Origin of the sequence: Rhodanobacter denitrificans, from assembly GCF_000230695.2 — a bacterium.
GTDB lineage: Bacteria > Pseudomonadota > Gammaproteobacteria > Xanthomonadales > Rhodanobacteraceae > Rhodanobacter > Rhodanobacter denitrificans.
Window position 1 is genome coordinate 443,122 of sequence record NC_020541.1, and the last position, 26,897, is coordinate 470,018.

At 69.3% G+C, this 26,897-nt stretch carries 20 protein-coding genes; 12 read left to right on the forward strand and 8 right to left on the reverse strand.

Annotated features, from left to right (window positions below; translation table 11 throughout):
• Window positions 1–22: 22 nt before the first annotated feature.
• The 12 genes from R2APBS1_RS01905 (at window position 23) to R2APBS1_RS01960 (ending at window position 13,382) form a co-directional block, all read left to right on the forward strand.
• Window positions 23–1,069, forward strand: a complete 1,047-nt coding sequence (locus R2APBS1_RS01905) for a rod shape-determining protein (protein WP_015446641.1) — start codon at window positions 23–25, stop codon at window positions 1,067–1,069.
• A gap of 12 nt (window positions 1,070–1,081) precedes the next feature.
• Window positions 1,082–2,032, forward strand: a complete 951-nt coding sequence (mreC, locus tag R2APBS1_RS01910) for a rod shape-determining protein MreC (protein WP_015446642.1) — start codon at window positions 1,082–1,084, stop codon at window positions 2,030–2,032.
• On the forward strand, window positions 2,029–2,514 hold the full coding sequence (mreD, locus tag R2APBS1_RS01915) for a rod shape-determining protein MreD (protein ID WP_015446643.1): 486 nt from the start codon (window positions 2,029–2,031) through the stop codon (window positions 2,512–2,514). Before mreC ends, mreD begins: the two co-directional genes overlap by 4 nt.
• 16 nt (window positions 2,515–2,530) lie before the next feature.
• Window positions 2,531–4,537, forward strand: a complete 2,007-nt coding sequence (gene mrdA / locus R2APBS1_RS01920; protein WP_015446644.1) for a penicillin-binding protein 2 — start codon at window positions 2,531–2,533, stop codon at window positions 4,535–4,537.
• The gene (gene rodA, locus R2APBS1_RS01925; RefSeq protein WP_015446645.1) at window positions 4,534–5,649 is read left to right on the forward strand and encodes a rod shape-determining protein RodA; all 1,116 of its coding nucleotides are present in this window, start codon (window positions 4,534–4,536) and stop codon (window positions 5,647–5,649) included. The genes mrdA and rodA overlap by 4 nt, the downstream gene beginning before the upstream one ends.
• Before the next feature lie 96 nt (window positions 5,650–5,745).
• Window positions 5,746–6,756 (forward strand): lytic murein transglycosylase B, encoded by a 1,011-nt coding sequence (gene mltB, locus R2APBS1_RS01930; RefSeq protein WP_015446646.1) that lies wholly within the window; start codon window positions 5,746–5,748, stop codon window positions 6,754–6,756.
• Window positions 6,753–7,658 carry a septal ring lytic transglycosylase RlpA family protein gene (locus R2APBS1_RS01935; RefSeq protein ID WP_015446647.1) on the forward strand — a complete coding sequence of 302 codons (906 nt, stop codon included), beginning with the start codon at window positions 6,753–6,755 and terminating at the stop codon, window positions 7,656–7,658. Before mltB ends, R2APBS1_RS01935 begins: the two co-directional genes overlap by 4 nt.
• Window positions 7,659–7,728: 70 nt before the next feature.
• Window positions 7,729–8,979 carry a D-alanyl-D-alanine carboxypeptidase family protein gene (locus R2APBS1_RS01940; protein WP_015446648.1) on the forward strand — a complete coding sequence of 417 codons (1,251 nt, stop codon included), beginning with the start codon at window positions 7,729–7,731 and terminating at the stop codon, window positions 8,977–8,979.
• Window positions 8,979–9,269, forward strand: a complete 291-nt coding sequence (locus R2APBS1_RS01945; RefSeq protein WP_027485589.1) for a DUF493 family protein — start codon at window positions 8,979–8,981, stop codon at window positions 9,267–9,269. The genes R2APBS1_RS01940 and R2APBS1_RS01945 overlap by 1 nt, the downstream gene beginning before the upstream one ends.
• Window positions 9,270–9,504: 235 nt before the next feature.
• Window positions 9,505–10,110: a lipoyl(octanoyl) transferase LipB gene (gene lipB, locus R2APBS1_RS01950; RefSeq protein ID WP_231378353.1), complete on the forward strand. Its 606-nt coding sequence runs from the start codon at window positions 9,505–9,507 to the stop codon at window positions 10,108–10,110.
• Between the two features lie 9 nt (window positions 10,111–10,119).
• Complete coding sequence (gene lipA, locus R2APBS1_RS01955; RefSeq protein ID WP_015446651.1) at window positions 10,120–11,127, forward strand: lipoyl synthase; 1,008 nt, start codon at window positions 10,120–10,122, stop codon at window positions 11,125–11,127.
• A gap of 8 nt (window positions 11,128–11,135) precedes the next feature.
• Window positions 11,136–13,382 (forward strand): carboxy terminal-processing peptidase, encoded by a 2,247-nt coding sequence (locus tag R2APBS1_RS01960; protein ID WP_015446652.1) that lies wholly within the window; start codon window positions 11,136–11,138, stop codon window positions 13,380–13,382.
• Window positions 13,383–13,449: 67 nt separating this feature from the next.
• On the opposite strand, the gene R2APBS1_RS01965 is transcribed toward R2APBS1_RS01960, so the two are convergent.
• The 8 genes from R2APBS1_RS01965 to R2APBS1_RS02000 all read right to left on the reverse strand — a co-directional run bounded on the left by R2APBS1_RS01965 (window position 13,450) and on the right by R2APBS1_RS02000 (window position 26,869).
• Complete coding sequence (locus R2APBS1_RS01965; protein ID WP_015446653.1) at window positions 13,450–15,312, reverse strand: tetratricopeptide repeat-containing sulfotransferase family protein; 1,863 nt, start codon at window positions 15,310–15,312, stop codon at window positions 13,450–13,452.
• Between the two features lie 92 nt (window positions 15,313–15,404).
• Window positions 15,405–18,266 (reverse strand): TonB-dependent receptor plug domain-containing protein, encoded by a 2,862-nt coding sequence (locus R2APBS1_RS01970; protein ID WP_081602835.1) that lies wholly within the window; start codon window positions 18,264–18,266, stop codon window positions 15,405–15,407.
• A 202-nt stretch (window positions 18,267–18,468) separates the two neighbouring features.
• Entirely contained in the window at window positions 18,469–19,788 is a 1,320-nt protein-coding gene (locus tag R2APBS1_RS01975; RefSeq protein ID WP_015446655.1) for an aspartyl/asparaginyl beta-hydroxylase domain-containing protein, read from the reverse strand.
• 58 nt (window positions 19,789–19,846) lie between these two features.
• Window positions 19,847–21,589, reverse strand: a complete 1,743-nt coding sequence (locus R2APBS1_RS01980) for a M1 family metallopeptidase (RefSeq protein WP_015446656.1) — start codon at window positions 21,587–21,589, stop codon at window positions 19,847–19,849.
• 40 nt (window positions 21,590–21,629) lie between these two features.
• Window positions 21,630–23,036, reverse strand: coding sequence for a leucyl aminopeptidase family protein (locus tag R2APBS1_RS01985; RefSeq protein WP_015446657.1), 1,407 nt, complete (start codon window positions 23,034–23,036; stop codon window positions 21,630–21,632).
• Between the two features lie 100 nt (window positions 23,037–23,136).
• Window positions 23,137–23,835, reverse strand: coding sequence for an HAD family hydrolase (locus R2APBS1_RS01990; protein ID WP_015446658.1), 699 nt, complete (start codon window positions 23,833–23,835; stop codon window positions 23,137–23,139).
• A gap of 12 nt (window positions 23,836–23,847) precedes the next feature.
• Window positions 23,848–25,188, reverse strand: coding sequence for a LysM peptidoglycan-binding domain-containing protein (locus tag R2APBS1_RS01995; RefSeq protein ID WP_041676654.1), 1,341 nt, complete (start codon window positions 25,186–25,188; stop codon window positions 23,848–23,850).
• 274 nt (window positions 25,189–25,462) lie between these two features.
• Window positions 25,463–26,869 carry a Do family serine endopeptidase gene (locus R2APBS1_RS02000; protein WP_015446660.1) on the reverse strand — a complete coding sequence of 469 codons (1,407 nt, stop codon included), beginning with the start codon at window positions 26,867–26,869 and terminating at the stop codon, window positions 25,463–25,465.
• Window positions 26,870–26,897: the final 28 nt, after the last annotated feature.

The window sequence follows — 26,897 nt, forward strand, 5'->3', positions numbered from 1 at the left end:
CAGGCCGAACCACGGCGGACCCATGTTCAAGAAGTTTCGCGGGATCTTCTCCAACGACATCTCCATCGACCTCGGCACGGCCAACACGCTGATCTATGTGCGCGGCCAGGGCATCGTGTTGAACGAGCCCTCGGTGGTGGCGATCCGCCAGGATCGCGGCCCCGGCGGCCCGCGCACGATCGCTGCGGTCGGCAGCGACGCCAAGCGCATGCTCGGCCGCACGCCGGGCAACATCGCCACCGTGCGGCCGATGAAGGATGGCGTGATCGCCGACTTCACCATGACCGAGGCGATGCTGCAGCACTTCATCAAGCAGGTGCACAAGTCGCGCTTCCTGCGCCCGAGTCCGCGCGTGCTGGTCTGCGTGCCGTGCGGTTCGACCCAGGTCGAGCGCCGCGCGATCAAGGAATCGGCCGAAGGCGCCGGCGCCCGTGACGTGTTCCTGATCGAGGAGCCGATGGCTGCCGCGATCGGCGCCGGCATCCCGGTGCACGAGGCGCGCGGCGCGATGGTGCTGGACATCGGCGGCGGCACCTCGGAAGTGGCGGTGATCTCGCTCAACGGCATTGTCTACTCGCAGTCGGTGCGCGTGGGCGGCGACCGCTTCGACGAGGCCATCATCAACTACGTGCGGCGCAACCATGGCACCCTGATCGGCGAATCCACCGCCGAGCGGATCAAGCTGCAGATCGGTTGTGCGTTCCCGCAGGGCGAGGTCAAGGAAATCGAGATCTCCGGCCGCAACCTGGCCGAGGGCGTGCCGCGCATGTTCACGATCAACTCCAACGAGATCCTGGAGGCGCTGCATGAGCCGCTCGCTGGCATCGTGGCGGCGGTCAAGTCGGCGCTGGAGCAGACTCCGCCGGAACTGTGCTCCGACGTCGCCGAGCGCGGCATCGTGCTCACCGGCGGCGGCGCGCTGCTGCGCGATCTGGACCGGCTGATCTCCGAGGAGACCGGCCTGCACGTGCAAGTGGCGGACGATCCACTGACCTGCGTGGCGCGTGGCGGCGGCAAGGCGCTGGAGCTGATCGATCAGCACGGCAGCGATTTCTTCGCGCCCGAATAAGCCGCGTCCACGATGGCGCGCACCCGTGACGAGTCCTCGCCGCTGTTCGCCGGCAATGCCGCCGGCACGCTGCGGCTGATCGTCTATCTCGCACTGGCCGTGGTGCTGATGGTGCTCGACCATCGCAACGGCTGGCTGTGGCGCCTGCGCTATGCCGCCTCGGCCGTGGTCGAGCCGGTATACCGGCTGGCCGGCCTGCCGGCGGTCGGGATTCGCACCGTGAGCGTGGCGTTCGCCGATCGCCAGCGGCTGACCGAGCAGAACCAGCGCCTGCGCGAAGACCTGCTGCTGGCGAACGCCAAGTTGAACCGGATGGCCGCGGTGGCCGAACAGAACCAGCGGTTGAAGGAACTGCTCGACACCCAGCACAGCCTGGAGCTGAACGTGCAGCTGGCACGGGTGATCGGCGTGGATCTCGGCGCCTACCGCTATCGGCTCACGCTGAACATGGGCGCCCGCGACGGCGTCAGGCCGGGTCAGCCGGTGATCGACGCGCACGGCGTGATGGGCCAGGTGAAGGAAGTGCTGCCGACCACCTCGGTGGTGATGCTGATCACCGATCCGGCGCATGCGATCCCGGTGGTGATCGAACGCACCGGCCTGCGCACGGTGGCCTACGGCTCGCGCGACGGCGACCAGCTCAGCTTGCCGACCATTCCGCTGGCGGCCGACGTGCGCGCGGGCGACAAGCTGCTCACTTCGGGGATCGGCGGGCGCTTCCCGCCGGGCTTCCCGGTCGGCGAGGTGCGCTCGGTGGCGCCCTCGGCGACCGGCATGTTCCTGGTGGCGATGGCGCAGCCGGCAGCGGATCTCGACCGCAGCGAGGACGTGCTGCTGCTGCACGACCTGGCCGAGCCGGACGGCCCGCCGGCGCCGGTGACGCCGATGGGGCCGCCGACTGATCTGGCGCCGACCGGCGCCACCTCGGCCGCCCCGCCGGCAGCCGTCGGAGTGCCGCGATGAACCGGCAACGCCTGAGCCTGTGGTGGTTCGTCGGCACGCTGGTGTTCGCGCTGGTGTCGATGCTGGTGCCGCTGCCCGGCGTGCTGGAGCCGTTCAAGCCGTACTGGCCGGCCCTGGTCCTGTTGTACTGGTCGCTGGAATCGGAAGACCGGGTCACCCTGGGGCTGGCCTTCAGCGTGGGTCTGGCGGCGGACCTGATTAACGGCGTGGTGCTGGGTGAGCAGGCGCTGCGCCTGTGCGCACTGGCGTTCATCGCGTTGCGTTTCCGTTCGCGGCTGCGCTTCTTCCCGATGTGGCAACAGGCGCTGGCGGTGCTGGCGCTGCTACTGAACGACCGCATCCTGCTGCTGATCGTGCGCGTGCTGGCTGGCGCCTCGCTGCCGCCGGCCAGTTGGTGGATCTCGCCGTTCGTCGGCGCTGCACTATGGCCGTTCCTGTTCTTGCTGCTCGACGACCTGCGCGCGCGGCTGCGGATCCAATGAGCCGTGAACCCGTGACATGAAACCCCGGCGTTCGATCAAGGACCCCCGCGGCGAAAGCCTGCTGTTCCGGCGTCGCGCGCTGGCCGGCTTCGTGCTGATCGTACTGTGCCTGTGCCTGCTCGTCGGCCGCTTCGTGTTCCTGCAGGTGCTGCATCACGACGAGTTCGTCACCCGTTCGCAGGCCAACCGGGTCAAGCCACGCGCGATCCCGCCGGCACGCGGGCTGATCTACGACCGCAACGGCGTGCTGCTGGCCGACAACGTGCCGGCGTTCCGGCTGGAAGTGGTGCCCGAACAGGTCAAGGACATGCCGGCGCTGCTGGAGCGGCTGGGCCAGGTGGTGCCGCTGGACCAGGACGACCTGGACGCGTTCCGCAAGCAGCTCAGGCAGAGCCGGCGCTTCGAGAGCGTGCCGCTGAAGCTGCGCCTGAGCGAAGACGAGATCGCCCGCTTCGCGGTGAACCGCTGGCGCTTTCCCGGCGTGGACGTGGTGCCCTACCTGACCCGGCGCTATCCCTTCGGCGGGCTGTTCGCGCACGTGGTGGGCTATGTCGGGCGCATCGATGCGGACGACCTGGAACGGCTCGATCCGCAGCGCTACCAGGGCACCAGCCACGTCGGCCGCAGCGGCATCGAGCGCTCCTACGAGAACATCCTGCACGGCACGCCGGGCTACGAGCTGCTGGAAGTGAATGCCGACGGGCGCACCCAGCGCGTGCTGGAAACACACGCGCCCACGCCCGGCAGGAACCTCTACCTGAGCCTCGACGTGCGCCTGCAGAAGGCCGCCGAGGCGGCGTTCGACGGCCGCCCCGGTGCGGCGGTGGCGATCGATCCGCGCAACGGCCAGGTGCTGGCGATGGTCAGCGTGCCCAGCTTCGATCCCAACCTGTTCGTCAACGGCATCAGCCAGGCCGACTACGCCGCGCTGACCAACGACCCCGACAAGCCGCTGTACAACCGCGCCCTGCGCGGCGTGTACCCGCCCGGCTCCACGGTGAAGCCGCTGATCGGCCTGGCCGGGCTGGAGACCGGCATGCGCACGCCGCAGGACAGCGTGGTCTCCACCGGCGTGTTCTACATTCCCGGCCAGCAGCGCGGCTACCGCGACGACCAGCGCGGCGGCGTGGGGCGGGTCGATCTGGTCGGCGCCATCGAGCAGTCGGTGAACACGTATTTCTACAAGCTCGCGCTGGACATGGGCATCGACCGGCTCAGCGAATACATGGGCAAGTTCGGCTTCGGCCGGCCGACCGGGATCGACCTGATCGGCGAGTCGTCCGGCGTGCTGCCCTCGCGCGAGTGGAAGGCGGCGAACCTCAGGCAGCCGTGGTATCCCGGCGAGACGGTGATCGCCGGCATCGGCCAGGGTTTCTGGGCGGTCACCCCGCTGCAGCTGAGCCATGCGATCGCCACCTTCGCCGGCCACGGCATCCCGTACGCGCCGCGCGTGGTGATGGCCACCCAGGACGGCGTCAACGCGAAGCCGCAGGCACTGGCCAATCCGCCCAGCGGACCGTCGCTGATCCGCAAGCCGTCCGACTGGGACGTGGTGAACCAGGGCATGCAGCAGGTGATCTACGGCGCCCGGGGCACCGGCCGCAAGCTGGGCGTCGGCTTCCCGTACCTGATGGCCGGCAAGAGCGGCACTGCCGAGCGATTCTCGCGTACCTCCGAGGCCTATGACACCAATCGCAACACGGCCTATCTGGCCACCCGCCACCGCGCCTGGTTCGTTGCCTACGCGCCGGCCGACAACCCGCAGGTCGCGGTGGCGGCGATCCTCGAATCCGGTGCCTGGGGCGCGGAGGCAGCCGGACCGATCGTGCGCGCGATTCTCGATACCTGGCTGGCCGGGCGCGGTGGCGTGATTGCCGACGCGAAACGCCTGCCGGTGTCGGTCGCGCCGTTGGCGCCGGCTGCCGTGCCGGCCGGGAACGTTTCGCCCGACGCCGGCGTGGAAGACAGCGAGCCGCTCGAGGATCTGCCGGCGCAGGCGACGAGCAGCGGGGGCACGCCATGATCGAGGCGCTGTACGCACGGGCGCGCCGTTTCGCGCGCCGCCTCCTCAGCCGGCCGCGGATCGACCTGCCGCTGGCGCTTGGTCTGTTCGTGCTGGCGCTGACCGGGCTGGTCACGCTGTACAGCGCCGGCGACGGCAATCTGGCGCTGGTCGGCGGCCAGGCCGCCCGTTTCGTGCTGGGCGGCGCGCTGCTGCTGGTAGTGTCGCGCATCCCGCCGGCGGTGCTGCGCGGCTGGACGCCGTGGCTGTACGCCGGCAGCACCGCACTGCTGGTGGTGGTGGCGATCCTGGGCGAGGGCCGCGGCTCGATCCGCTGGCTGGACCTCGGCTTCATGCGCTTCCAGCCGTCCGAACTGCTCAAGCTGACCATGCCGATGATGGTGGCCTGGTACCTGCACCCGCGCCAGCTGCCGCCCGGCTGGAAGGACATCGTGATGGTCGGCCTGCTGATCGCGATTCCGGCGGGGTTGATCGCCGAGCAGCCGGACCTGGGCACCGCCGTGCTGGTGACCGCGGCCGGCGCGTTCGCGCTGTTCCTGTCCGGCATGGCATGGTGGCGCATCGGCCTGCTGCTCGGCGCGGTCGCCGGCATGATCCCGGTCGGCTGGCACTTCATGCACCAGTACCAGCGCGAGCGCGTGCTGACCCTGCTCAACCCCGAGTCCGACCCGCTCGGCAACGGCTGGCACATCATCCAGTCGCAGATCGCGGTGGGCTCCGGCGGCGTCTTCGGCAAGGGCTGGCTGCACAGCACGCAATCACGGCTGGATTTCCTGCCCGAGCACACCACCGACTTCATCTTCGCGGTGTTCTCCGAGGAGTTCGGCCTGGTCGGCGTGGCCGCCTTGCTCGCGCTGTACGCGTTCATCATCGGCCGCTGCCTGTGGATCGCGATGGAGGCGCGCGACACCTATTCGCGCCTGCTCGCCGGCGCGATCGGCATGAGCTTCTTCGTCTACGTGTTCGTCAACGGCGGCATGGTCGCCGGCATGCTGCCGGTGGTCGGCGTGCCGCTGCCGCTGATCAGCTACGGCGGCACCTCGGCGGTGTCGCTGCTGACCGGCTTCGGCGTGCTGATGTCGATCCACGCGAACCGCAAGATGCACCTCTGAACGTTGCCGGTTTTCCGCCCGCCCTTCACCCGGAGTTGCGCCCGCGTGCGTGTTAGGCTTTCGACGACATCGTTGTTCTGTGAGCGAAGCCACGACATGACAGTTGCACCCATGCCGTTCCCGGTCCGTTTCCTCGCCATCCTCGCCTTGCTGTGGATGGGCGCGCCGACCCCGGCCACGGCGACGACGCATCCCGGCCAGGCCGAGCTGGTGCGCGAGGTGGCGCGCGAGACCGGCAAGAGTCCGCAGGCGCTGAATGCGCTGCTCGACGGCGCGACGAGGCAGCAGGCCATCCTCGATGCGATCAGCCGCCCGGCCGAGGCCAAGCCGTGGAAGGACTACCGGCCGATCTTCCTGACCGAGCAGCGCATCGCCGATGGCGTCGCGTTCTACCGCGCGCATCGGGCATTGCTGGAGCAGATCGGCAGGCAGTACGGCGTGGCGCCCGAGTACATCGTGGCGATCGTCGGCGTGGAGACCAGCTATGGCCGCAACACCGGCAAGTACAAGGTGCTCGACGCGCTGGTCACGCTGGGCCTGTACTACCCGCCGCGGGCGACGTTCTTCCGCGAGCAGCTGAAGGAACTGCTGGAGATGCCGGACAACCGCCTGGCCGGGCCGATCGACACCCTTACCGGCTCCTACGCCGGCGCGCAGGGCTGGGGCCAGTTCATGCCCACCAGCATCCGCGATTTCGCGGTGGACGCGGATCAGGATGGCCATATCGAGCTGTCGAATTCACTGCCGGACATCTTTGCCAGCGTGGCGAATTACTTCGTGAAGCACGGCTGGATCGCCGGAGGCCCGGTGGCGGCGCGGGCGCAGCCGGACGGCGCGGCCAGGCCGATCGCGGTGAAGGACGCCAAGCCGCAGTGGCCGCTGGAGCAACTGGAGGCCTGGGGCTACGCGCCGCTGCAGCCGCTGTCGCCGGCCGAACCCAGCAGCCTGCAGACACTGGAAGGCGCGCGCGGGCCGGAGTACTGGTTCACCTTCCAGAACTTCTACGTGATCACCCGCTACAACCGCAGCCCGCTGTACGCGATGGCGGTCGACCAGCTGGCGCAGGCGATTGCCGCCGGCGTGGGCCAGGCGGAAGTGGCGCGATGAGGGCGCTGCGCGCGGCGGCCGCGCTGGCGGCGATCCTGCTGCTGGCCGGTTGCGGCAGCCACCGGACCAAGCCGTCCCATGGTGGCAGCCGGCAGGATGGCGCCCGGGATCAGTCACGCTCCCGCGGTGGCGACGCTTTCCATGACGACCTCAGCAAGCCGCAGGGCAGCCGCTATCGCGACGGCGAAGACAGCGTACCGCCGCCGCTCGACGTCAGCCAGCTGGTCGAGCCGGTGCCGAAGGCGGAGCCGCGCTCGCTGTACGGCAACAAGTCGCCCTACACCGTGCGCGGGCAGACCTATCGCGTGCTGCCCAGCGCGCGCGGCTACGACGAGCGCGGCATCGCCTCGTTCTACGGCAACAAGTTCCACGGCTACAAGACCTCCAGCCTGGAGACCTACGACATGTATGCGTTCAGCGCGGCCAGCACCACGCTGCCGCTGCCCAGCTACGCGCGCGTCACCAACCTGGAGACCGGCAAGAGCGTGATCGTGCGGGTCAACGACCGCGGTCCGTTCCACGACAACCGGCTGATCGACCTGTCCTACGCCGCCGCGGTGAAGATCGGCATCTGGCCCAAGGGCACCGGCCTGGTCGAGGTGCGCGGGATCGACCCCGGCCAGCCGCTGCAGGAACTGCCGCCGCCGACCGTGGTCACAAGCGGACATCCCGGGATCTACCTGCAGGTGGGTGCGTTCGCCGACGCGGACAACGCCGATCGGCTGGCCCAGCGCCTGCGCCGGGCCAATCTCGGCGCGGTGCAGGTGAGCGAGGCGGTGATCAACGGTCAGCGCGTGCGCCGGGTGCGGGTCGGGCCGCTGGCCAGCGTGGATCGGGCCGACCAAGTCACCACGCGGATCGAGGGCATGGGTCTGCCGCGACCCCAGGTCGCGGTAGACTGAGCAGGATTTGCGCAGCTTTTTTCCATCATGTCGGCGATGCCGGCATCCAGCTACCGGACTGAACCACACGATGAATTTTTTCCGCCGTACCCTGACCCCGTTCGCCGCCGTCCTGCTGGTCGGTGTTGCCGTTGCCCAGACGCCGCCGCGCCCGTCGCCGGTGCCGCGTCCGGTGGTACCGGACGCGCCGGTGCCGCCGCCGCCGGACGTCGACGGCAAGAGCTGGGTGCTGATGGATTACGCCACCGGCCAGATGCTCGCCAGCAAGGAACCCGACCAGCGCGTGGAGCCGGCCTCGATCACCAAGGTGATGACCGACTACGTGGTCTCGGCCGAGATCGCCAACGGCAAGATCCACATGACCGACCCGGTCACCATCAGCGAGAACGCCTGGCGCGGCGGCGGCGCCGGCACCGACGGCTCCACCAGTTTCCTCAAGCTCAACAGCCAGGTGCCGCTGAAGGACCTGCTGTACGGCATGATCATCCAGTCCGGCAATGACGCGGCGATCGCGCTGGCCGAGCACACCGCCGGCTCCGAGCCGGCGTTTGCCGGGCTGATGAACGCATACGCCAAGCAGCTGGGCATGGTCAATTCGAACTTCGAGAACGCCTCCGGCTACCCGATCGCGAACCACTACACCACCGCGCACGACATCGCGATCCTGTCGCGCGCGCTGATCCACGACTTCCCCGAGGACTACGCGATCTCCGCGGTCAAGGAGTTCGAGTGGAACGGGATCAAGCAGCACAACCGCAACACGCTGCTGTGGCGCGACCCCAGCGTGGACGGCATCAAGACCGGCCACACCGCGGCCGCCGGCTACTGCCTGGCCGCCTCGGCGAAGCAGGGCGATGCACGCATGATCGCGATCGTGATGGGTGCCAGCAGCGAGAAGGCACGCGCCGATTCGGCGATGGCCCTGCTCAACTACGGCTTCCGCTTCTACGAGACGCACAAGCTGTACGGTGCCGGCAAGCCGCTGGCCACGCCGCGGTTGTGGAAGGGCGCGGCCAACCAGCTGCCGCTGGGCGTGGCCGACGACGTGCTGGTCACCGTCAAGCGCGGCCAGTACGACCAGCTCAAGGCGACCATGGACATTCCCGCCACGCTGATCGCGCCGTTCAGCAAGGGCCAGCAGATCGGCACGCTGCGCATCACGCTGGACGGCCAGCCGGTGCAGAGCGTGCCGCTGGTGGCGCTGGCCGACGCGCCGCAGGGCGGCTTCTTCTCGCGCCTGTGGGACAGCATCCTGCTGTGGTTCCACAGCGACAAGAAGGTCGACGCGCAAGCACCGGCCAAGGACGCGGGTGCGAAGTGATACGGCCGATCGACTTCAGCAAGGCGAAGCAGGAAGGCAAGGGCTTCCAGTTTCCCGGCGAGTTCGAGATCACCGCGGTCGGCAGCGCCAGCGCGAACCTGCCGACCCACGTGCCGCAACTGCTGGAGCGCGCCGGCCTGCACGTGCTGCACGAGACCGTGCGCCACCGGCACTCCGGCGCGGGCAACTTCGTCTCGGTCACGGTGAGCTTCCGCTGCGACAGCCGCGAGCAGTACGAGGCGGCGCATCATGCGCTGCGTGCCGACCCGGATATCCGGTACACGCTGTGAGGGCAGGGAATAGGGAATCGGAAGCAGGGAAAGCCAGCGTTCCTGGTGCCCGGCTTGGGCAGCCAGCATGAGCACCCCTTGCACGCTTCTCGCCTCAAACAACGATTGCCCGTCCCCTCTTTCCTGATTCCCTTCGCCAACCGTGAACGCCGATTCGCCATTCCCCAATCCCGATCCCCTGCCTTTGGCCATCCGTCGCCTCGGCCGTCAGCCGTACGCGGCGACCTGGCAGGCGATGAGCGCGTTCACCGACAACCGCACCGCCGGCACGCCCGACGAATTCTGGCTGCTGCAGCACGACCCGGTGTTCACCCTGGGCCAGGCCGGCAAGATGGAGCACGTGCTGGCGCCGGGCGACATCCCGGTGATCCCGGTCGACCGCGGCGGCCAGGTGACCTACCACGGCCCCGGCCAGATCGTCGGCTACCCGCTGATCGACCTGCGCCGCGCCGGCGTGGGCGTGCGCGAGCTGGTGCACCGGATCGAGCAGGCGCTGATCGACACGCTGGCGCACTGGAACGTGATCGCGGCGCGCCGCGAGGGCGCCCCCGGCGTCTACGTGGCCGACGCCAAGGTCGCCGCGCTCGGCCTGCGCGTGCGCCGCGGCTGCAGCTTCCATGGGCTGGCTTTCAACGTGGCCATGGACCTGGAGCCGTTCCACCGCATCAACCCCTGCGGTTACAAGGGTTTGGCGGTCACGCAGCTGCTAGACTTGGGCGGTCCGTCGCAGCTGGCCGCGGTCGAGGACGTGCTGGTGGAGGAGTTCTGCCGCCAGTTCGGCTTCGTCGCCGAGCCCGCCGCCCCCATCCTGCCCGAACTCCCCGCCCGCGCCGCGGTCTGAGCTGTCTACATGAGCGAAATCTCCACCTCTCCCAAGGTCATCCCGATCGCCGTCGTCAGCGGCGCGCCCGCGGGTGAAAAGCAGCTGGGCAACGACAAGATCGCGCTGAACCGCGCCGGTTTCGACACCAGCGTGCCGACCCTGCGCAAGCCCAGCTGGATCCGCGTGCGGCTGCCGCAGGGCAACGCCGTGCAGCAGCTGAAGGCGCGCCTGCGCGAGAACTCGCTGGTCACCGTGTGCGAGGAAGCCTCCTGCCCGAACATCCACGAGTGCTTCAGCAAGGGCACCGCCACCTTCATGATCCTGGGCGAGGTGTGCACGCGGCGCTGCTCGTTCTGCGATGTGGCGCATGGCCGCCCGGTGGCGCCCGATCCGCTGGAGCCGGCGCGCCTCGCCGAGACCATCGCCGACATGCGCCTGAAGTACGTGGTGATCACCTCGGTCGACCGCGACGACCTGCGCGATGGCGGCGCCGAGCACTTCGCCGCCTGCATCCGCGCCACGCGCCACGCCAGCCCGAACATCCGCATCGAGATCCTCACCCCGGATTTCCGCGGCAAGGGCCGCATGGAGCGCGCGCTGGAAGTGCTGAAGGAGTTCCCGCCGGACGTGTTCAACCACAACCTGGAAACCGTGCCGCACCTGTACCGCGAGGTGCGCCCGGGCGCCGACTACCAGTGGTCGCTGGATCTGCTGAAGCGCTTCAAGGCGCAGCACCCGCAGGTGCCGACCAAGTCCGGCATCATGCTCGGCCTGGGCGAGACGCACGAGCAGGTGCTGGAAACCATGCACGACCTGCGCGCCCATGACGTCGAGATGATCACCATCGGCCAGTACCTGCAGCCCACGCCGCACCATCATCCGGTGGTGCGCTACTGGACGCCCGACGAATTCGACGCGCTGCGCGAGGAAGGCGAGGCGATGGGGTTCCACCACGTCGCCTCCGGTCCGTTGGTGCGTTCGTCCTACCACGCCGACCTGCAGGCCCATGCAGCCGGTGTCACCGAGTCAGCCTGAGAGCCTCCATGAAATTTCGTCCCGCGCTGGTCCTGCTGCTTGCCTTCACCGCGACCTGCGCGCTCGCGCAGTCGGCCGCCGACCTCGGTGCCGGCAAGGCCCGCAAGGCAGCCAGCTGGCCGCTCACTTCCACCCCCGAGGAGGCGCAGGCCGCACAGCTGTCGGCGCGCTTCCTGACACGTTTCCACTACGATGCGCAGCCGCTCGACGATGCGATGTCGGCGCGCATCTACACCGCGTACTTCAAGTTGCTGGACAGCGAGAAGGTGTTCTTCACCCAGGCCGACATGGCCAAGTTCGCGCCGCTGAAGACCCAGCTCGACGACGCGATCTGGAACCAGGACCTGTCCGCGCCGTTCGCGGTGTTCAACCTCTACGTGCAGCGCGCGGTCGAGCGCATGAATTACGCGCGCGGCCTGCTCAAGCAGGGCTTCGACTTTGCCGCCGACGAGAGCTACACCTTCGACCGCGAGCACGCCGACTGGCCGAAGGACCAGGCTGCGCTGGACGACCTGTGGCGCAAGCGCACCAAGAACGACTGGCTGCGGCTGAAGCTGGCCGGCAAGGACGACGCGGAGATCCGCAAGACGCTGGACAAGCGCTACGCCGGCTACATCGAACGGGTCAGGCAGCTCGACGGCCAGGACGCGTTCCAGACCTTCATGACCGCCTACGCCGAGACTACCGACCCGCACACCGATTACCTCGGCCCGCGCGCGGCGGAGAACTTCGACATCTCGATGAAACTGTCGCTGGAAGGCATCGGCGCGGTGCTGCAGCCGCGCGACGACTACACCCAGGTGCGCGAGCTGGTGCCGGCCGGGCCGGCCGCCAAGTCCGGCCGGATCCAGGTCGGCGACCGCATCGTCGGCGTCGGCCAGGGCGACAATGGCCCGATCGTCGACGTGATCGGCTGGCGGCTGGACGACGTGGTCAACCTGATCCGCGGCAAGAAGGACACCACCGTGCGGCTGGAGGTCATTCCCGCCGACGTCGGCGTGGATGGCAAGCACGAGATGGTCAGCCTGGTGCGCAAGAAGGTCAGCATCGAGGAGCAGGCGGCGAAGAAGAAGGTCGTGGAGATCAAGGACGGTGACGTCACCCGCAAGATCGGCGTGATCGAGCTGCCCACGTTCTACTCCGACTTCGGCGCGCGCAGTGCCGGCGACAAGAATTTCAAGAGCGCCACCCGCGACGTCGCCCGCCTGCTCGGCGAGCTGAAGCATGAGGGCGTGCAGGGCGTGGTGGTGGACCTGCGCAACAACGGCGGCGGTTCGCTGGCCGAGGCCAATTCGCTGACCGGCCTGTTCATCGACAAGGGCCCGGTGGTGCAGGTGCGCGACTCCAAGGGCGAGGTCGAGGAGCAGGGCGACGACGACCCGGGCATGGCCTGGAGCGGGCCGCTGGCGGTGCTGGTCAACCGCGGCACGGCGTCGGCGTCGGAGATCTTCTCCGCGGCGATCCAGGATTACCATCGCGGCCTGATCATCGGCGAGCCGACCTTCGGCAAGGGCACCGTGCAGAACCTGGTCGACCTGGACCGCTTCGCGCAGAGCGACAGCGAGAAGCCGCAGCTGGGCGAGCTGAAGATGACCATCCAGGAATTCTTCCGCATCAACGGCGGCTCCACCCAGCTGAAGGGCGTGACGCCGGACATCGCGTTCCCGAAGAACGGCGACGACAAGGACTTCGGCGAGTCGACCTACGACAACGCGCTGAAGTGGACCCAGATCGCGCCGGCCGATTACCAGGCGGTGGCGAACCTCAACGCCTACCTGCCGCAGCTGCAGCAGAAGCACGCCGAGCGCGTGGCGCAGTCGCCGGCGTGGAAGCTGATGCTGGACGAACTGGCGCAGTACCGCACGATGCGCGCGAAGACCGCGATCTCGCTGAACTTCGCCACGCGCGAGGTCGAGCGCAAGCAGCTGGAGGCGGTCCAGGCCGATTTCCGCGCGCGGCACAAGGCCATCGACGGCACCGACGCCTCGCTCGCCGACGAGGCCAGCAGCCTGGACGACGGCCTCAACGCGAACGAGCGCAGCCTGAAGAGCGAGCTCAAGCAGGAGAAGGAGGCGAAGAAGGCGAAGGACGTGCAGCTCAACGAGACCGCGCACATCCTGTTCGATGCGATCGGCATGATCAAGGCCGACCCGCAGCTGGCCAGCGAGGTGCTGCCGTACGGCGGCAAGTTCTCGCCGCACGCCGTCGCCAGCGTGGCGGCGCCGGCCCCGGCGACGAGCGGCGCCACGCACTGAGCGGGCCTTCCCGCACGACGAAAAAGGCAGCGCGCGGCGCTGCCTTTTTCGTTCCGCGAGCGGGCTCCTACGCCTCGTAGCCGAAGCGGTCGAGCCATGGCCGCAGCAGCGGCAGCACCGGCTCGAACTGTTCGCGATAGTGCTGCCAGCGCCCGACCGCCTTGCGATGGACGCCCTCGGTGACCTGCGCGTAGCTGGGCGTGCTGATGAAACGCTTGCGCCGGGCGTGTTCGGCAAAACGCGTCATCGGCGACGTGTCGGCGATGTCGAGGAATTGCCCCAGGCGGGCAACCTGCGCGTCGAACTGGTCGACCACCGATTCGTAGCGCCACTCCAGCACCTGCGGCGCACAAGCCTCGACGTCACGGTACCACTGCTCGAAGGCGCCGGCGTAGCCCTGCGCCAGGCGCTGCAGCGACGAGCACAGCACCATGAAGGCCGGCGAGCGGAACGGCTGCATGCTGCAGCTGAGCAGCACGTCGCACGGGTGGCGCAGGCACAGGATGATCCGCGCGTGCGGAAACAGCCGCATGATCATCGGCAGGCACAGCATGTTGAGCGGATTCTTGTCCACCAGGCGGCGTCCGCCGAGGTCGGGCAGCACCTCGCCGACCATGCGCCGGTAGACGCTGCGCAGCTGGTCGGCGTCCTGCTGCGTCAGGCTCGCCAGATCCTCGGGATACTGCTGGCCAACCAGCTCCATGCCTTCGATCAGGTCGTGGACGTAGGCGCGCTCGTCCATCGACCGGAAATCCTGATGGGCGTCGAGCATCTGTTCCAGCAAGGTGGTGCCGGAACGGGGGAAGCCGACCACGAAGACCGGACTCTGTCGGCTGCCGGGCGAGGACAGCGGTTTCCAGTCGGCACAGGTGCCGCGCGCGACGTTGCCGCCTGCCACCTGCAACGGTCGGCTGTCGGTGGCCAGCAGTTCCGGCACCACGTTCCGGGCGGTGTCGAGCTGGATCGCGTGCGCCTGCTGCAGGGCCTGCCACGCCTCGGGGTGGCGGCCTTGCCGATCGCGGGCGGAAGCCAGGCCGAAGGCGGCACTGGCCCGGCTCTCGTCGTCGATGGCGCAGGCGAGCACGCGCTGGTACAGCGCGTCGGCCTCGGCATGCGCGCCGCTGCGCATGGCCAGTGCGGCGTGTGCGCGCCAGCCATCGGCGCGGGCTTGCTGTTCATCCGGCGGCAGGGCGTCGAGCGCGGCCAACGGCAACTGCCGCAGTTCGTCTTGCGCTGCGTCGATCCGGTTGTTTCTTTCGTACAGCAGGACGCGTTGCGCAGCGATGCGCAAGCGCATGCCCCCGGCCGCCGCTCCGTCGGGCAGTTGCGCATGTGCCAGCGTGCGCAGCGCCGCGTCCAGGTTGCCCTGGACCGACAGCATGGCGGACAGCACCAGGGCTTGCTCGGCCGGTTGCGCCGGCCAGTCGCCGGCGCCGCTCAGCATGGCTTCCTGGCGGGTGTTGTCGCCGCAGACATAGCAGGCGTACGCCGCCTGCAGCCGGGCTTCGATGAAATGCGGGTCCAGCTGCGCCGCATCCAGCAGCGCCTGCCTGGCTGGCAGCCAACGCCGTTGCTGCGTATGGAGCAGGCCGAGGTTGTAGTGCAGCTCGGCGTCGTCCGGCGCCAGCGTCAGCGCGGTCAGCAGGGCCTGTTCGGCGCCGGCGAGATCGCCCGCCTGGCGGCTGACCACGGCCAGGTTGTTCCAGTAGGCCGAGACGTCCGGTCGCCGCTGCGCCAGCCGCCGGAAGGTGGCCACGGCCTGCGCCAGGCGCGCGGTTGCCTGTTGCGCCAGGCCGAGCAGCAGCAGCACGCTTTCGTCGCTCGCCTGCGCCGGCGTGGCCTGTGCGGCCAGGGCAATCACCCGCTCCGGTTCGCCGGCGTTCCAGGCGCCAGCCATGGCGCCGGCCAGATCCGTGCTCGCGGTGGGCATGCCTTCTCCGTCGATGGTCTTGCGTAACCCATTATGCAAGAGGGCCGCGAATGTTCGCGGCCCTCCCGTTTGCTGCCGGTTTGCTCAGGCGATCAGAACTTGATCGTCGCCCGCGCCCAGTAGTAGCGGCCGAGCACGTCGTACGTGGCGGTATCCACGTTGTAGTTCGCCCCGTTCTGGTAGACCAGCGGCGGCAGCTTGTTGCTGAGATTGTCCACGCCGACGTCGAAGCGGGTGTGGATCGATGGCACCGCGTAGCCCAGCTGGATCGAGTGGTAGATCACCGAAGCCATCGGGATGTTCACCCCGGCGATGGCGGCGTCGGCATTGAGGGCGGTCAGCTTGTTGATGTAGCGCGACTGCCACTGGGCGTTCCAGTTGCCCTTGTCCCAATTGAGCGTGACCGTGCCGCGCCAGCGCGAGATGTTGCCGAATTGCGGGCTCAAGGTGCCGGCGTAGTTGACCGTCTTGGTGTTCGGCTCGCCCGGCGTGGCGTTGACCTTGTAGGTCGAGGTGTAGCTGGTGCTGAGGCCGGCGCGGAAGTTGCCCGGATCCACGCTGCCCAGGTCGAAATGCGGGATCTTGTAGCGCAGCGTGTAGTCGATGCCGGTGGTGCTGAGGGTGCCCAGGTTGACCACCGGCGTGTTGATCAGGAACACCTGGCCGGGCTGGCGGCTGGTGTTGTCCTCGCGATGGATGAACGAGCAGTACGGGCTCGCGTTGTTGTTGTAGCAGGAGCTGACCACCGTGTCGGCCTGGATCGCCGTGAGCGTATCCCGCAGGTAGATGTGCCAGAAGTCGAGGCTGGTGGACACGCCGGGCAGCCAGTCGGGGTCGTAGACCAGGCCGAGGTTGATCGACTTGCCCTTCTCGGGCTTCAGCGTCGCGCCGACGGTGGAGGCGCCCGAATAGAACGTGTTGACCTGCGCGGGCGAGTTGCCGGCCCAGTTCACCGGCACGAACTGGCAGGCGGCCGGATGCGCCGCCAGGTCGGCCGCGGTGCGTCCGACGCAGGGGTCGTTCAGGTTCGGCTGGACCAGGGTGCGGCCGTCGTAGAGCTCGTTGAGGTTCGGCGCACGGAACACCTGGGAGATGGTGCCGCGTACCAGCAGGTCGGCAACAGGGCGCCACTCGATCGCGATCTTGCCGTTGGTGGTGGTGCCGGTGGTGCTGTAGTTGGACGAGCGCACGCCGAGGTCGAGGTTCAGCGAGTGGGCCCATGGCTGGTCGGAAAGCAGCGGGATCAGCGTCTCGGCGTAAACCTCCTTGACGTTGAAGCTGCCACGGCCGGGCGAGCCGCAGGCTTCCTGCAGGATCTGGCAGGTGGTGGTGGTCGGATCGAGCACGGCGAAGTCGCTCACCGTGTAGTTCATGAACTGCTTGCGGTACAGGGCGCCGGCGGACAGCTGCACCGCGCCGGCAGGCAGATCCCACAGCTCGCCGTTGGCGTCGAACTGGGCCTGCTTGGTGGACTGGGTGTAGATGTAGATCGGCGTCTTCACGCCGGTACTCAACACGTTGCCGGCATTCGCCTGGTCGAAGATGTTGGCGCCGGCGTCGACGGCCGCCTGCAGCGAGGGGATGTCCACCTCGTTGGAGTCGCGCTGGTCACGCTTGGTGTGGCTGTAGTTGATCGACGCGTCCCAGTTCCAGCTGCTTTCCTGGCCGAAATTGCCGCGCAGCCCCGCGTTGATCTGCGAGGTGTCCGTGGTGTAGCTGTGCACGCGGGTGCCGGCCCCGGTGAGGCGGGTCTGGAAGTTGTAGCCGCTGTTCGGGTCGCCCGGAACGGGGTTCTGGCTGAAGGTGATGCCGAACGGATTGATCGGGTTGCTGGAGGAGATGATCAGGCCGTCGCCGGTGCCGACCGGCGAGGGCGCGTCCTGGCCGCTGGATACCGTGTGGTTGTAGAACGCATTGACGAAACCGGTCAGATTGTCGGTGAAGTCGTAGCTGCCGAGCACGAAGCCATTGGTGCGCTTCTGCGCGGTCTGGATGTAGTTGAGCGCGGCGTAGTTGAAGGTGTCCGAGCCGAGCCGGCAGCGGTAGTCGCCCAGCGACGAACCGTTGCCCGTGGCCAGGGTCACCTGCGCGTAGCCGCTGGAATTGAGCGTGCAGCCGTATTGGCTGGCGATCGAGGCGGGCACCTGGATGCGGCCGGTCGGGATCGAGCTGGAACCGGCCGGGATGACCGAGCCGCTGGACAGGTACAGCTGCTGCTTGGAGAACTTGCGCCTGGCGCCGAGCGTCGCGTCGTACTTGTTGTAGTCGAGGCCGGCGGCAATGCTGTAATGCTCGCCGGTCATGCCGCCGGTGAGGTTGAACCCGCGGCGCTGGGCGTCGCCGTGGCTGGAGATGCCGTCGTTCAGGCTGAACTGGGCGCCCTTGAAATCCTTGCGCAGGATGAAGTTGACCACGCCGCCGATGGCGTCGGAGCCGTACACCGTGGAGGCGCCTTCGGCCAGCACGTCGACCTTCTCGATCATGTCCGGCGGGATCAGGTTGATGTCCGGGTTGGACATGCGCTGGCCGTTGACCAGCACCAGCGTGCGGCTGATGCCCAGGCCGCGCAGCGAGACGCGCGAGGCGCCATCGCCGGCTTCCAGCAGCGGGCTGGCGACGCCGCCACCGTTGCTGTTGTTCTGCGGGTTGGTCGCGTTGCCCGAAATGCTCGGCATCTGCTGCAGCACGTCACCCAGCACGGGCTTGCCGGAGTTGCTGATGGTCGCGCGGTCCAGCGTCACCACCGGGCTGGCCGTCTCCACATCCACGCGGCGGATCAGCGAGCCAGTCACCACCACCGCTTCCAGATTCTTGGCCTTGCTCTTGGACGGCGGCGTGGCCTGGTCCGTCGAGGTCGGGTTGTCCGTCTGCGGTGCCTGCGCCTGGACGGCGCCCGCCGCCGCGAAAACGCCCGCGGTCAAGGCCAGTCGCACCGCCAGTGACAAGTGATTCATGCCGTATTTCATTTGGTCTCCCCGTTGAATGTTGTTATGTGATGCGTTCCCAGCCTTCGAGCCTGTCGCGTCCCCTCCCCGGGGTACACACTGGGCCACGTCACGACAACCGTCCGCGGTGCCCAGCCGGCAAGAGACTACTCCCAGTATTGGCGCCGCGCACCACCGTCGTCGGCGCGGCCGGCGGTCGACCCGCCCGCGCTCAGGGCTGTCGGGGTGGCGCGGCAGGCGCCGTCCCGCTTTCGCGGTTGAAGTCGCCGATGGCGGCGACCAGGTCGGCCACCGCCGCCCGTTCGGCCTCGCTGAGGTCGGGGTTCCAGCTGTCCACGATCAGCACCACGCGGGTCTGCGTGCTGCGGTTCCACGCTTCGTGCTCGAAGGTGTCGTCGAAGGTGACGCAGCGGCCGTGCTGCCACACGTGGGTTTCGCCGCCCACGCGCAGGGCACAGTCCGGCGGCACGATCAGCGGCAGATGGGTGACCAGGCGCGTGTTGGTGACGCCGCGGTGCGGCAGGATGTGCGTGCCCGGGCCCAGTACCGAGTACAGCGTTTCCGGCGCGTGCTCGCGCACCCGCACCAGTGGCAGCGAGTCCAGCATCGCGCCGGTCTGCGGGCAGCGGGCGCAGTGCAGGTCGTGGCGCAGGCCGTGCCGGTAGAAGAAGAACGCATCCCAGGCCGCCCCCTGCGTACCGGACGAACCGAGCAGTTCGTTGCTGGTATTGGTGCCCAGGAATGGCACCAGCTCGTCCTGGGCGAGCACGCCACGCAGCTCCTCGCCGATCGTCTCGGTGGCCGCCTCCAGCCGCGCATGCTCCGGAAACTGCTCGCGCGGATAGAACGTGCGGCTGGGAATGCCCGGGAAATACAGGAAGGTGGGGCGTTGGCGCGGGTCCGGCAGGTCCGCTTCGCGCTCGTGCAGGTAGATCGCCAGGCACTGGTCGACGCGGGTCAGTTCCGAGCAGCCATAGCGCTGGCGCAGCGGCTCGATGATCGCGTCGAACAGTTCGCGCCGGCCGGCGGCCACGAAGCGTGCGGCCTGCTTCACCGCTTCGCGCAGGCCGGGCGCGGTGGTGGCGTCGCTGAGCCAGCGCCCTTGCGCCTGCGCCGCATCGATCGCGCCGAGGTAGGCCAGCATCGCGTCGTGCCGGTGCCCCAGCCGTTCCAGCGCGACGCCCAGGCGCAGGCGCGCCACGAACATGCCGGGCGCGAGCTGCAGGCCCTGGCGCAGGCTGTCGACGGCGGCTTCGTCTGCGCCGGCCAGCATCTGCACCTCGCCGAGGCGGTGCAGCACGGCCGCGTCCTGCGGCTGCGCTCGGTGCGCCGCGGTCAGCAGGGCGATCGCGCGCTGCGAATCGCCCCGGCCAAGTTCGCAGGTGGCCACGAACTGCAGCGCTTCGGCGTCGTCCGGCAGGACTTCCAGCAGCCGTCGGAAGGCCTGCTCGGCGGTCGCCGCATCGCCGCGCTGCCAGGCGGCCAGCGCCTGCTCGCGGCACGCGGCGGAAACGGCAAGGGGCGACTGCATCGGCAGGATCCATGGCGGGACGTGCGCCGATTATAAGGACGCGCGGCCCCGCGGCCGGTTATTTCCCCGCGCGCGGCGCCGCCCGCTGCTGCTTCAGCCATTGCTGGTAGGCCGCGACGTGCGGCAGCTCGCGCAGCACCTTCGAGCGCGGGTCGACGATCGGCAGGCTGCCGGCCGGCACCTGCAGCTGGCTGCTGCCGTCGCGCATCGGCAGGGTGTGCACGCTGTCGCCTACCTGCACCTCGATCGGCATCGGGAACGGCTTGCCGTGTTCGGTGACCCAGCGCAGTTTCAGCGTGTCGCCCACGCGCTGCTGCTCCAGGCGCGGCAGCGCGGCGTCGCGCAGGTAGACGTCGAAGAGCCAGTCGAGCTTGCGCCCGCTGACCTGGTCGACGATCGCGACGTAGTCGCCGGTGCTGGCGTAGCGCGGGCTGAAGTTGCCGGGTTTCGGGTCGGGGCGGCCGTAGACCAGCCGGCGGATGCTGTCGAAGAAGGCCTGGTCGCCGATCAGCTGGCGCAGCGTGTGCAGCATCAGCGCGCCCTTGTTGTAGATGTCCTGGCCCGGGCCGGCCTTCTCGTCGTAGACCTGTTCCTCGGTGCGGCTGCTGCCGGAGACGATCGGGTGGCGGTTGCGCAACTTCAGGCGCAGCTCGTGCAGCCAGCTGAAATAGTCCATGTCGCCGTTGAGGTACTGGCTGTACAGCGGCTGCATGTATGTGCCGAAGCTCTCGTGCAGCCACATGTCGTCCCAGTCGGCGTTGGTCAGCTGGTTGCCGAACCACTCGTGGGCGAATTCGTGCTGCAGCAGGCTGTCGTAGCCGTATCCGTTCAGGCGGTACTGGTTGCCGTAGGCGTTGAGGGTCTGGTGCTCCATGCCCAGGTGCGGGGTTTCCACCACACCCATCTTCTCGTCGCCGAACGGATACGGGCCGATCTGCTGCTCGAAGAAATCCAGCATGCGCGGGAACTCGCCGAACAGCCGCTGCGCGCCGGCCGCGTGTTCGGGCAGGTACCACAGCTGCATCGGGATGGTGTTGCCGTAGCGGCTGGCGTAATCGCCCTTGAGCAGCTTGAAGGGTCCGACGTTGATCGCGATCGCGTAGGTGTCGGGGTGCCTGGCGCGCCAGTGGTACGTGTGCCGGTCGCCCGCCTCGGTGATGCCGACCAGCACGCCGTTGCCGGGCGCGGCCAGCGTCTTCGGCACGGTGATGAAGGTGTCGACCAGGTCGGGTTCGCCCTGCGGCTGGTCGATGCACGGCCAGAACAGGTCGCAGCCCTCGCCCTCGACCGCGCTGGCCACCCACGGCTGGCCGTCGGCACTGTGGCTCCACACGAAGCCGCCGTCCCACGGCGCCTTCTTCGCCACGTGCGGTTGGCCGCCGTAGCGGATCGTCACGCTGACCTTGCCGCCGGCGGCGAGCATCGCCGGCAGGCGGATGCGCAGGCGACCGTCGGGGTTGCTCCATGTGCCGGCGGCGAGCGGGCGGCCGTCGAGGTCGATGCCGCCGATGGCCAGGTTGCGATCCAGATCCAGCAGCAGCGTGTCGGTGGTGGATGTCGCGGTGAAGCCCAGGGTGGCGACGGCGTCGATGCGCTGCGCGGCCGGCTCGACCGTGAAGTGCAGCTCGGCATGATCGAAGTGCACGCGCGCCTGTTCGGCCGGCATTGCGCCGCCGGAGTTCAGCGTCTGCGCGGTCAGCGCCGGCTGGGCGGTGGCCACGGTCCGGGCGACGGGAACGCCGCTGCAGGCGGCAAGGCCGAGTGCCGTGCAGGCGGCGAGCAGCTGCTGGCGGAAAGGCATGGCGGGTTTCCGGTCGGGGGAACCCGCAGGATGCAGTCTTTCACTCCGGCACGACAACGCCGGAGGTCATGTTGCCGTAGCGCTGCTGCAGGAACGCGAACGTCGCGCGCAGGCCCATCGCCTCGCCGCCGCGCGGGCGGCCGGGACGGTCGGCGTCGTTCCAGGCGTAGGTGTCCAGGTGCAGCCACGGCGTGCCGTCCGGCACGAAGCGCTCCAGGTACAGCGCCGCGGTGATCGCGCCGGCGTGGCGCGACGGGCCGGCGTTGGCGAAGTCGGCCAGGTAGGAATCGAGCATCTTGCGGTACGGCCGCCACAGCGGCAGTTGCCACAGCGGATCGCCGACCGCGCGGCCGGCGGCCAGCACGCCGGTGGCCGCGGCCTCGTCGTTGGCGAACAGCGCGGGCAGGTCCGGGCCCAGCGCCACGCGCGCGGCGCCGGTGAGGGTGGCGAAGTCGAGCATCAGGTCGGGCTGCTGTTCCGAGCCGTAAGTCAATGCGTCGCACAGCACCAGGCGGCCTTCGGCGTCGGTATTGTCGATCTCGACCGAGTGGCCGGCACGGGTGACCACCACTTCGCCCGGGCGCAGCGCATTGCCGGCCACCGCGTTTTCCACCGCGGGGATCAGCAAGGTCAGGCGCACCGGCAGCTGCGCCTGCATCACCAGCCCGGCCAGCGCGATCGCGTGCGCGGCGCCGCCCATGTCTTTCTTCATCCAGCGCATGCCGTCGGACGGTTTCAGGTCGAGCCCGCCGGTGTCGAAGCAGACGCCCTTGCCGACGATCACCAGTCTCGGGTCGGCCTTGCGGCCCCAGCTCAGCTCGACCAGCCGCGGCGCGCGATGACTGGCGCGGCCGACCGCGTGGATGGTCGGGAAGTTCGCCTTGAGCAGTTCGTCGCCGACCCAGTCGCGCACCTTCGCCTGGTGCGTCTTGCCGAGCCGGCGGATCGCATCGCCGAGCTGCTCCGGGCCCATGTGCTCGGTCGGCGTGTTGACCAGGTCGCGCACCAGCGCGGTGGCTTCGACCAGCGGCGCCAGCTGCTGCAACTCGGCGGTCCGCACGGCGAGCCGGGCCGGCGCGCGCTTCGGCTGGCGGTAGCGGGTGAACTGGTAGGCGCCCAGTGCCCAGCCCAGCGCGGCCTGGACCGGGTCGGCCAGCACGCCTTCGTCGGCGAGGTGGTAGCTCGCCTCGGGCAGGCTGCATGGCAGCGCGGCCAGCGCCGCCAGCGGCTCGCGCGGGTCGACGCCGGCCAGCACGCGCACCAGCTTGCCGGCGGCGTCGGACAGCAGCGCGAACGTGCCTGGCGCGGCCGCGAAACCGCTGTCGGCCAGCCAGCGCCGCTGCGCCGCGGTGAGCCGGCGACGGCTCGCCGCGTAGTGCGCGGCGTCGGTGGTCTCGATGGCGATGCTGTGGCGGTTGCCGGACTGGCGTTCGATCAGGGCGGACATGCGGGATCCTTCGGGCTTGCGGCGGCACGGTGCGCCGCGTCATGGGCGATCAGCCGCCAATGATGCGCGCATCGCGCGCAGCTTGCCTATGGTCCTTTGGTCAGCGGGCGCCGTGCGCGTCGAGCCAGTCGGCGAGCGCGGTCATGTCGCGCAGGTCCAGCTCGGGCGGCTGACCCAGTGCGGCCGGCCAGGGCAGGCCCGCGCGGTTGATCCAGGCGGTGCGCAGGCCGGCGTCGCGGGCGCCGGCCATGTCCATCGCCGGATCGTCGCCGACGTGCAGGATCTCCCCGGGCGCCACGCCCAGCCGTTCGGCGGCGGCCAGGAAGATCCGCGGGTCGGGCTTGGCCACGCCGCTGTCGCGTGCGCAGACGTGATGGGCGAAGTGCGCGTGGATGCCGATGCGCTGCAGGTCGGCGTTGCCGTTGGTCAGGCTGGCCAGCGGCCAGCGCGCGGTGATCCGTTGCAGCGCGGGCAGGCTGTCCGGGTACAGTTCCACCCGGTTGCGCGCGGCGAAGTAGATTTCCCACAGCGCCTCGACCGGCGCCTCGTCCACGCCGCAGGCGGCGAACGCCTGCTGCAGGGTGAGCTGGCGCTGGCGGGTGAAGTCGTGCGCCAGGTCCAGCCGCTCGGCGGCGACCTGCATGCGCAGCGCGCGCATGGCCGCGATCGGCCAGGCGCGGGCGACCTCGGGGTGGTGCCGCCGCAGCCATGCGTCCACCGCCTGGTCGGCGCGTTCCAGCGCCGGCAGCACCGGCCACAAGGTGTCGTCGAGGTCGAGCGTCAGCGCGAGGATCGGCACGTCCGCGCGGGCTTAGCGATTGCGGATGCGCAGCACCTGGCCCAGCTTGATCTGGTCGTTCTTCAGGTGGTTCCACTCGCGCAGCTGGGCCACCTCGACCGAGTGCCGCTTGGCGATCGTCGACAGCGTGTCGCCCTTGGCCACCTTGTAGGTGGTCATGGTCTGGCTGGCGTTCGCATCGACCTCGCCGAAGTTCTTGCCCGCGGCCTGCTCGCGCGTGGTGGCGCTGCCGTTGGCGTGGGTCACGCTGGAGACGGTGACGTCGCTTACGCTGCCCTGGATCCGGCTCAGGCGGGCGTTGTCCTTCTCGTCGGCGCGGCGGCGCTCGACCGCCTGCCGGGCCGCCACCGTATCGGGCGAGGTCGGCGCGATCGCGGCGCGTGCCGCGTAGGTGGCGCCCGGCGCCGACACCGGCGTGCCGCGGACCGGGCGCGCACCCACTTCGGCCAGGATCCGGCTGCGCCGTGAAGTGTCCAGCGCCACCAGCGCCGCGCCGTCCTGGTAGGGCAGCACCGCGTGCTTGCGCAGCGCGGCCTCGGCCGGCGCGGTCTGCATGAAGTCGACGAAGGCCTGCGCCTGGGCGGCCTTCGGGCTGCGCGGGTTGGTCACCAGGTACAGCGGAGTGAACAGCGGGTAGCTGCCGTCGGCGATGTTGGCGGCGGTGGCCGGCCTGCCGTTGATCGGGATCGCCTTGAGCTTCGGGTTGCCGCTGATGCTGGCCAGGGTGCTCACGCCCAGGCCGTTCGGGTTCAGCGCGATGCCTTCTTCCAGCTTGCGCGTGTTGACGTACAACCGCGGCGCCGCCACCGGCTGGTTGCCGCGGCCGAACAGCAGGCTGCGCAGGCTGTATTCCACGCCGTCGCCGGGGCTGGCCACCGCGTACACGTCGATCGGCGCGTTGTTGCCGCCGACCTCGCTCCAGTTGTGGATGCGGCCGTAGTAGATGTCGTGCACCTGCTTCAGGCTGAGGTTGCGCACCGGGTTGGACGACTGCGTGACGATCACCAGCGCGTCCCAGGCTACCGGGGTGAAGGTGAGGTTGGCGTTCTGCGCGCTGTTGTCGCTGCCGCGCGCGCTGCCGGCCAGGTCGGCGGTGCCCGAGGCCACTGCGTCGATGCCCGAGGCGGTGTTGAACGGCTGCAGCTCGATCCGCCCGTGGCCGCTCTTCTCCCACGCCTTCGCCACTTCGTTGACCACGCCGTTCGCGGTGGCGACGTCGCCGCGCCAGACCAGGCTGCTCTTGGCGGGAGCACTGGCGTGGTGCGCCTTGGGCTTGCTCTTGGCGAGCGTGGGAGTGGCGAGGCAGGCCCCGATCAGGGCAACGGACAACAGGCGGGCAAGACGGACAGACATGGTGGTGGGGAGCCCCGGCATGATTTGGGTGTGGATGGGAAGGCGCAAGTATGGCGCCTCGCAGGCGCACGCAGGATGAAGCGACGAGGGTATTTCATCGGCCTGAATGCTGGACATCAAGCGCTTTCATGGGTTTGCGCGGAGGCAGGCGCCCAAGCTGTGCGCCCGGACACGGCCCGGAGGCGATCCCGGCCACGCTTTCGCCTGAAGCCTTTCCCGGCAGGGTGTTGAAAACATCCTGCCGGGAAAGGCCCGAACAAGATCCGGGGCGTGTCTAGTTGACCACCACGTAGCGCGTGCCGTCGTCGTCGGCGACCACCAGCACCAGCTGGCGCGGGTTCACTCCGGCCAAGCCGCGCAGCATGTGCAGGCTGGTGATGCGCTGGCCGCCCACGCCGATCACCACGTCGCCGGCGTCCAGCCCGGCGCGTGCCGCGCGGCTGCCCGGCTGCACCGCGTCGACTGCCGCGCCGTACCAGCCCTGGTTGCGTTGGCTCTGGCTGAGTTCGCTGAAGCGGACGCCGGCCAGGCGCGGGTCGAGCTGGCCGCCGTCGACGCTGGCCAGTTTCTCCGCGGTGAGCGTGGCGCTGACCTCGCGCAGCTTGCCCTCGCGCAGCACGCCCAGACGCAGCGTGCTGCCCAGCGGCAACAGGCCCTCGGCATTGTTCAGTTCCTGCACGCTGTGCAGCGGCTTGCCGTTCAGCGAGGTCAGCACGTCGCCGGGCTGCAGGCCGGCGTGCGCAGCGGCCGAGCCGTCGGCCACGCCGGTGACCACCACGCCGTTGCTGTCTTTCAGGCTCAGCAAGCGGGCGATGCGGGGGGTGATCGCCTGGGTCTGTACGCCCAGGCTGCCGCGCTGCACCTTGCCGTGCGCCAGCAGCTGCGCCATCACCTCGCTGGTGAGGTTGCTGGGAATCGCGAAGCCGATGCCCACGTTGCCGCCGGACGGCGAGAAGATCATGGTGTTGATGCCGACCAGCTCGCCGCGCAGGTTGACCAGCGCGCCGCCGGAGTTGCCGGGGTTGATCGAGGCGTCGGTCTGGATGAAGTTCTGGTAACCGCCCGTGCTCGATGAGTTCTGACCCAGCCCCGAGCGGCCCAGCGCCGAGACGATGCCGGCGGTGACCGTCTGGCCCAGCCCGAACGGGTCGCCCACCGCCACCACGTAGTCGCCCACCTGCAACGCGGAGGAGTCGGCCAGCGGCAGCGCCTTCAGGTTCTGCGCCGGGATCTGCACCACCGCCACGTCGGTGGCCGGATCGGTGCCGAGCAGCTTGCCCCTGAACGTGCGCCCGTCCTGCAGCGTCACGCTGATGTCGTCGGCGCCGCCGACCACATGGTTGTTGGTCAGCACGTAGCCTTTCGCCGCGTCCACGATCACGCCGGAGCCCAGACTCTGCTCGACCCGCTCGCGCGGCGTCGCCGGCAGGCCGAAGAACTGGCGCACCATCGGGTCGTCGAAATACGCGTCGCGCACCTGCACCCGCGTGGTGGTGGAGATGTTCACCACCGCCGGCGTCACCCGCGTCAGCATCGGCGCCAGCGACGGCATCGGCTGGCCGCCGACCGCGGCCGGCAGGGTGGCCGCGCGACCGGCGCCCGGCACGCTGCCGAGCATGGCGACGGCCACGGCCAGCAGGCCGGTCAGCCAGGGCACACGACGGGAAGGCGGCTGCGACATGGAGTCCTCCTGAGGCGGTGAAAGCGGC

What these genes read in the sequence shown, in the direction of transcription:
- R2APBS1_RS01905 (WP_015446641.1), top strand. Translation starts at nt 23, where the DNA reads ATGTTCAAGAAGTTTCGCGGGATCTTCTCCAACGACATCTCCATCGAC.
- mreC (WP_015446642.1), top strand. Translation starts at nt 1,082, where the DNA reads ATGGCGCGCACCCGTGACGAGTCCTCGCCGCTGTTCGCCGGCAATGCC.
- mreD (WP_015446643.1), top strand. Translation starts at nt 2,029, where the DNA reads ATGAACCGGCAACGCCTGAGCCTGTGGTGGTTCGTCGGCACGCTGGTG.
- mrdA (WP_015446644.1), top strand. Translation starts at nt 2,531, where the DNA reads ATGAAACCCCGGCGTTCGATCAAGGACCCCCGCGGCGAAAGCCTGCTG.
- rodA (WP_015446645.1), top strand. Translation starts at nt 4,534, where the DNA reads ATGATCGAGGCGCTGTACGCACGGGCGCGCCGTTTCGCGCGCCGCCTC.
- mltB (WP_015446646.1), top strand. Translation starts at nt 5,746, where the DNA reads ATGACAGTTGCACCCATGCCGTTCCCGGTCCGTTTCCTCGCCATCCTC.
- R2APBS1_RS01935 (WP_015446647.1), top strand. Translation starts at nt 6,753, where the DNA reads ATGAGGGCGCTGCGCGCGGCGGCCGCGCTGGCGGCGATCCTGCTGCTG.
- R2APBS1_RS01940 (WP_015446648.1), top strand. Translation starts at nt 7,729, where the DNA reads ATGAATTTTTTCCGCCGTACCCTGACCCCGTTCGCCGCCGTCCTGCTG.
- lipB (WP_231378353.1), top strand. Translation starts at nt 9,505, where the DNA reads ATGAGCGCGTTCACCGACAACCGCACCGCCGGCACGCCCGACGAATTC.
- lipA (WP_015446651.1), top strand. Translation starts at nt 10,120, where the DNA reads ATGAGCGAAATCTCCACCTCTCCCAAGGTCATCCCGATCGCCGTCGTC.
- R2APBS1_RS01960 (WP_015446652.1), top strand. Translation starts at nt 11,136, where the DNA reads ATGAAATTTCGTCCCGCGCTGGTCCTGCTGCTTGCCTTCACCGCGACC.
- R2APBS1_RS01965 (WP_015446653.1), bottom strand. Translation starts at nt 15,312, where the DNA reads ATGCCCACCGCGAGCACGGATCTGGCCGGCGCCATGGCTGGCGCCTGG.
- R2APBS1_RS01970 (WP_081602835.1), bottom strand. Translation starts at nt 18,266, where the DNA reads ATGAATCACTTGTCACTGGCGGTGCGACTGGCCTTGACCGCGGGCGTT.
- R2APBS1_RS01975 (WP_015446655.1), bottom strand. Translation starts at nt 19,788, where the DNA reads ATGCAGTCGCCCCTTGCCGTTTCCGCCGCGTGCCGCGAGCAGGCGCTG.
- R2APBS1_RS01980 (WP_015446656.1), bottom strand. Translation starts at nt 21,589, where the DNA reads ATGCCTTTCCGCCAGCAGCTGCTCGCCGCCTGCACGGCACTCGGCCTT.
- R2APBS1_RS01985 (WP_015446657.1), bottom strand. Translation starts at nt 23,036, where the DNA reads ATGTCCGCCCTGATCGAACGCCAGTCCGGCAACCGCCACAGCATCGCC.
- R2APBS1_RS01995 (WP_041676654.1), bottom strand. Translation starts at nt 25,188, where the DNA reads ATGTCTGTCCGTCTTGCCCGCCTGTTGTCCGTTGCCCTGATCGGGGCC.
- R2APBS1_RS02000 (WP_015446660.1), bottom strand. Translation starts at nt 26,869, where the DNA reads ATGTCGCAGCCGCCTTCCCGTCGTGTGCCCTGGCTGACCGGCCTGCTG.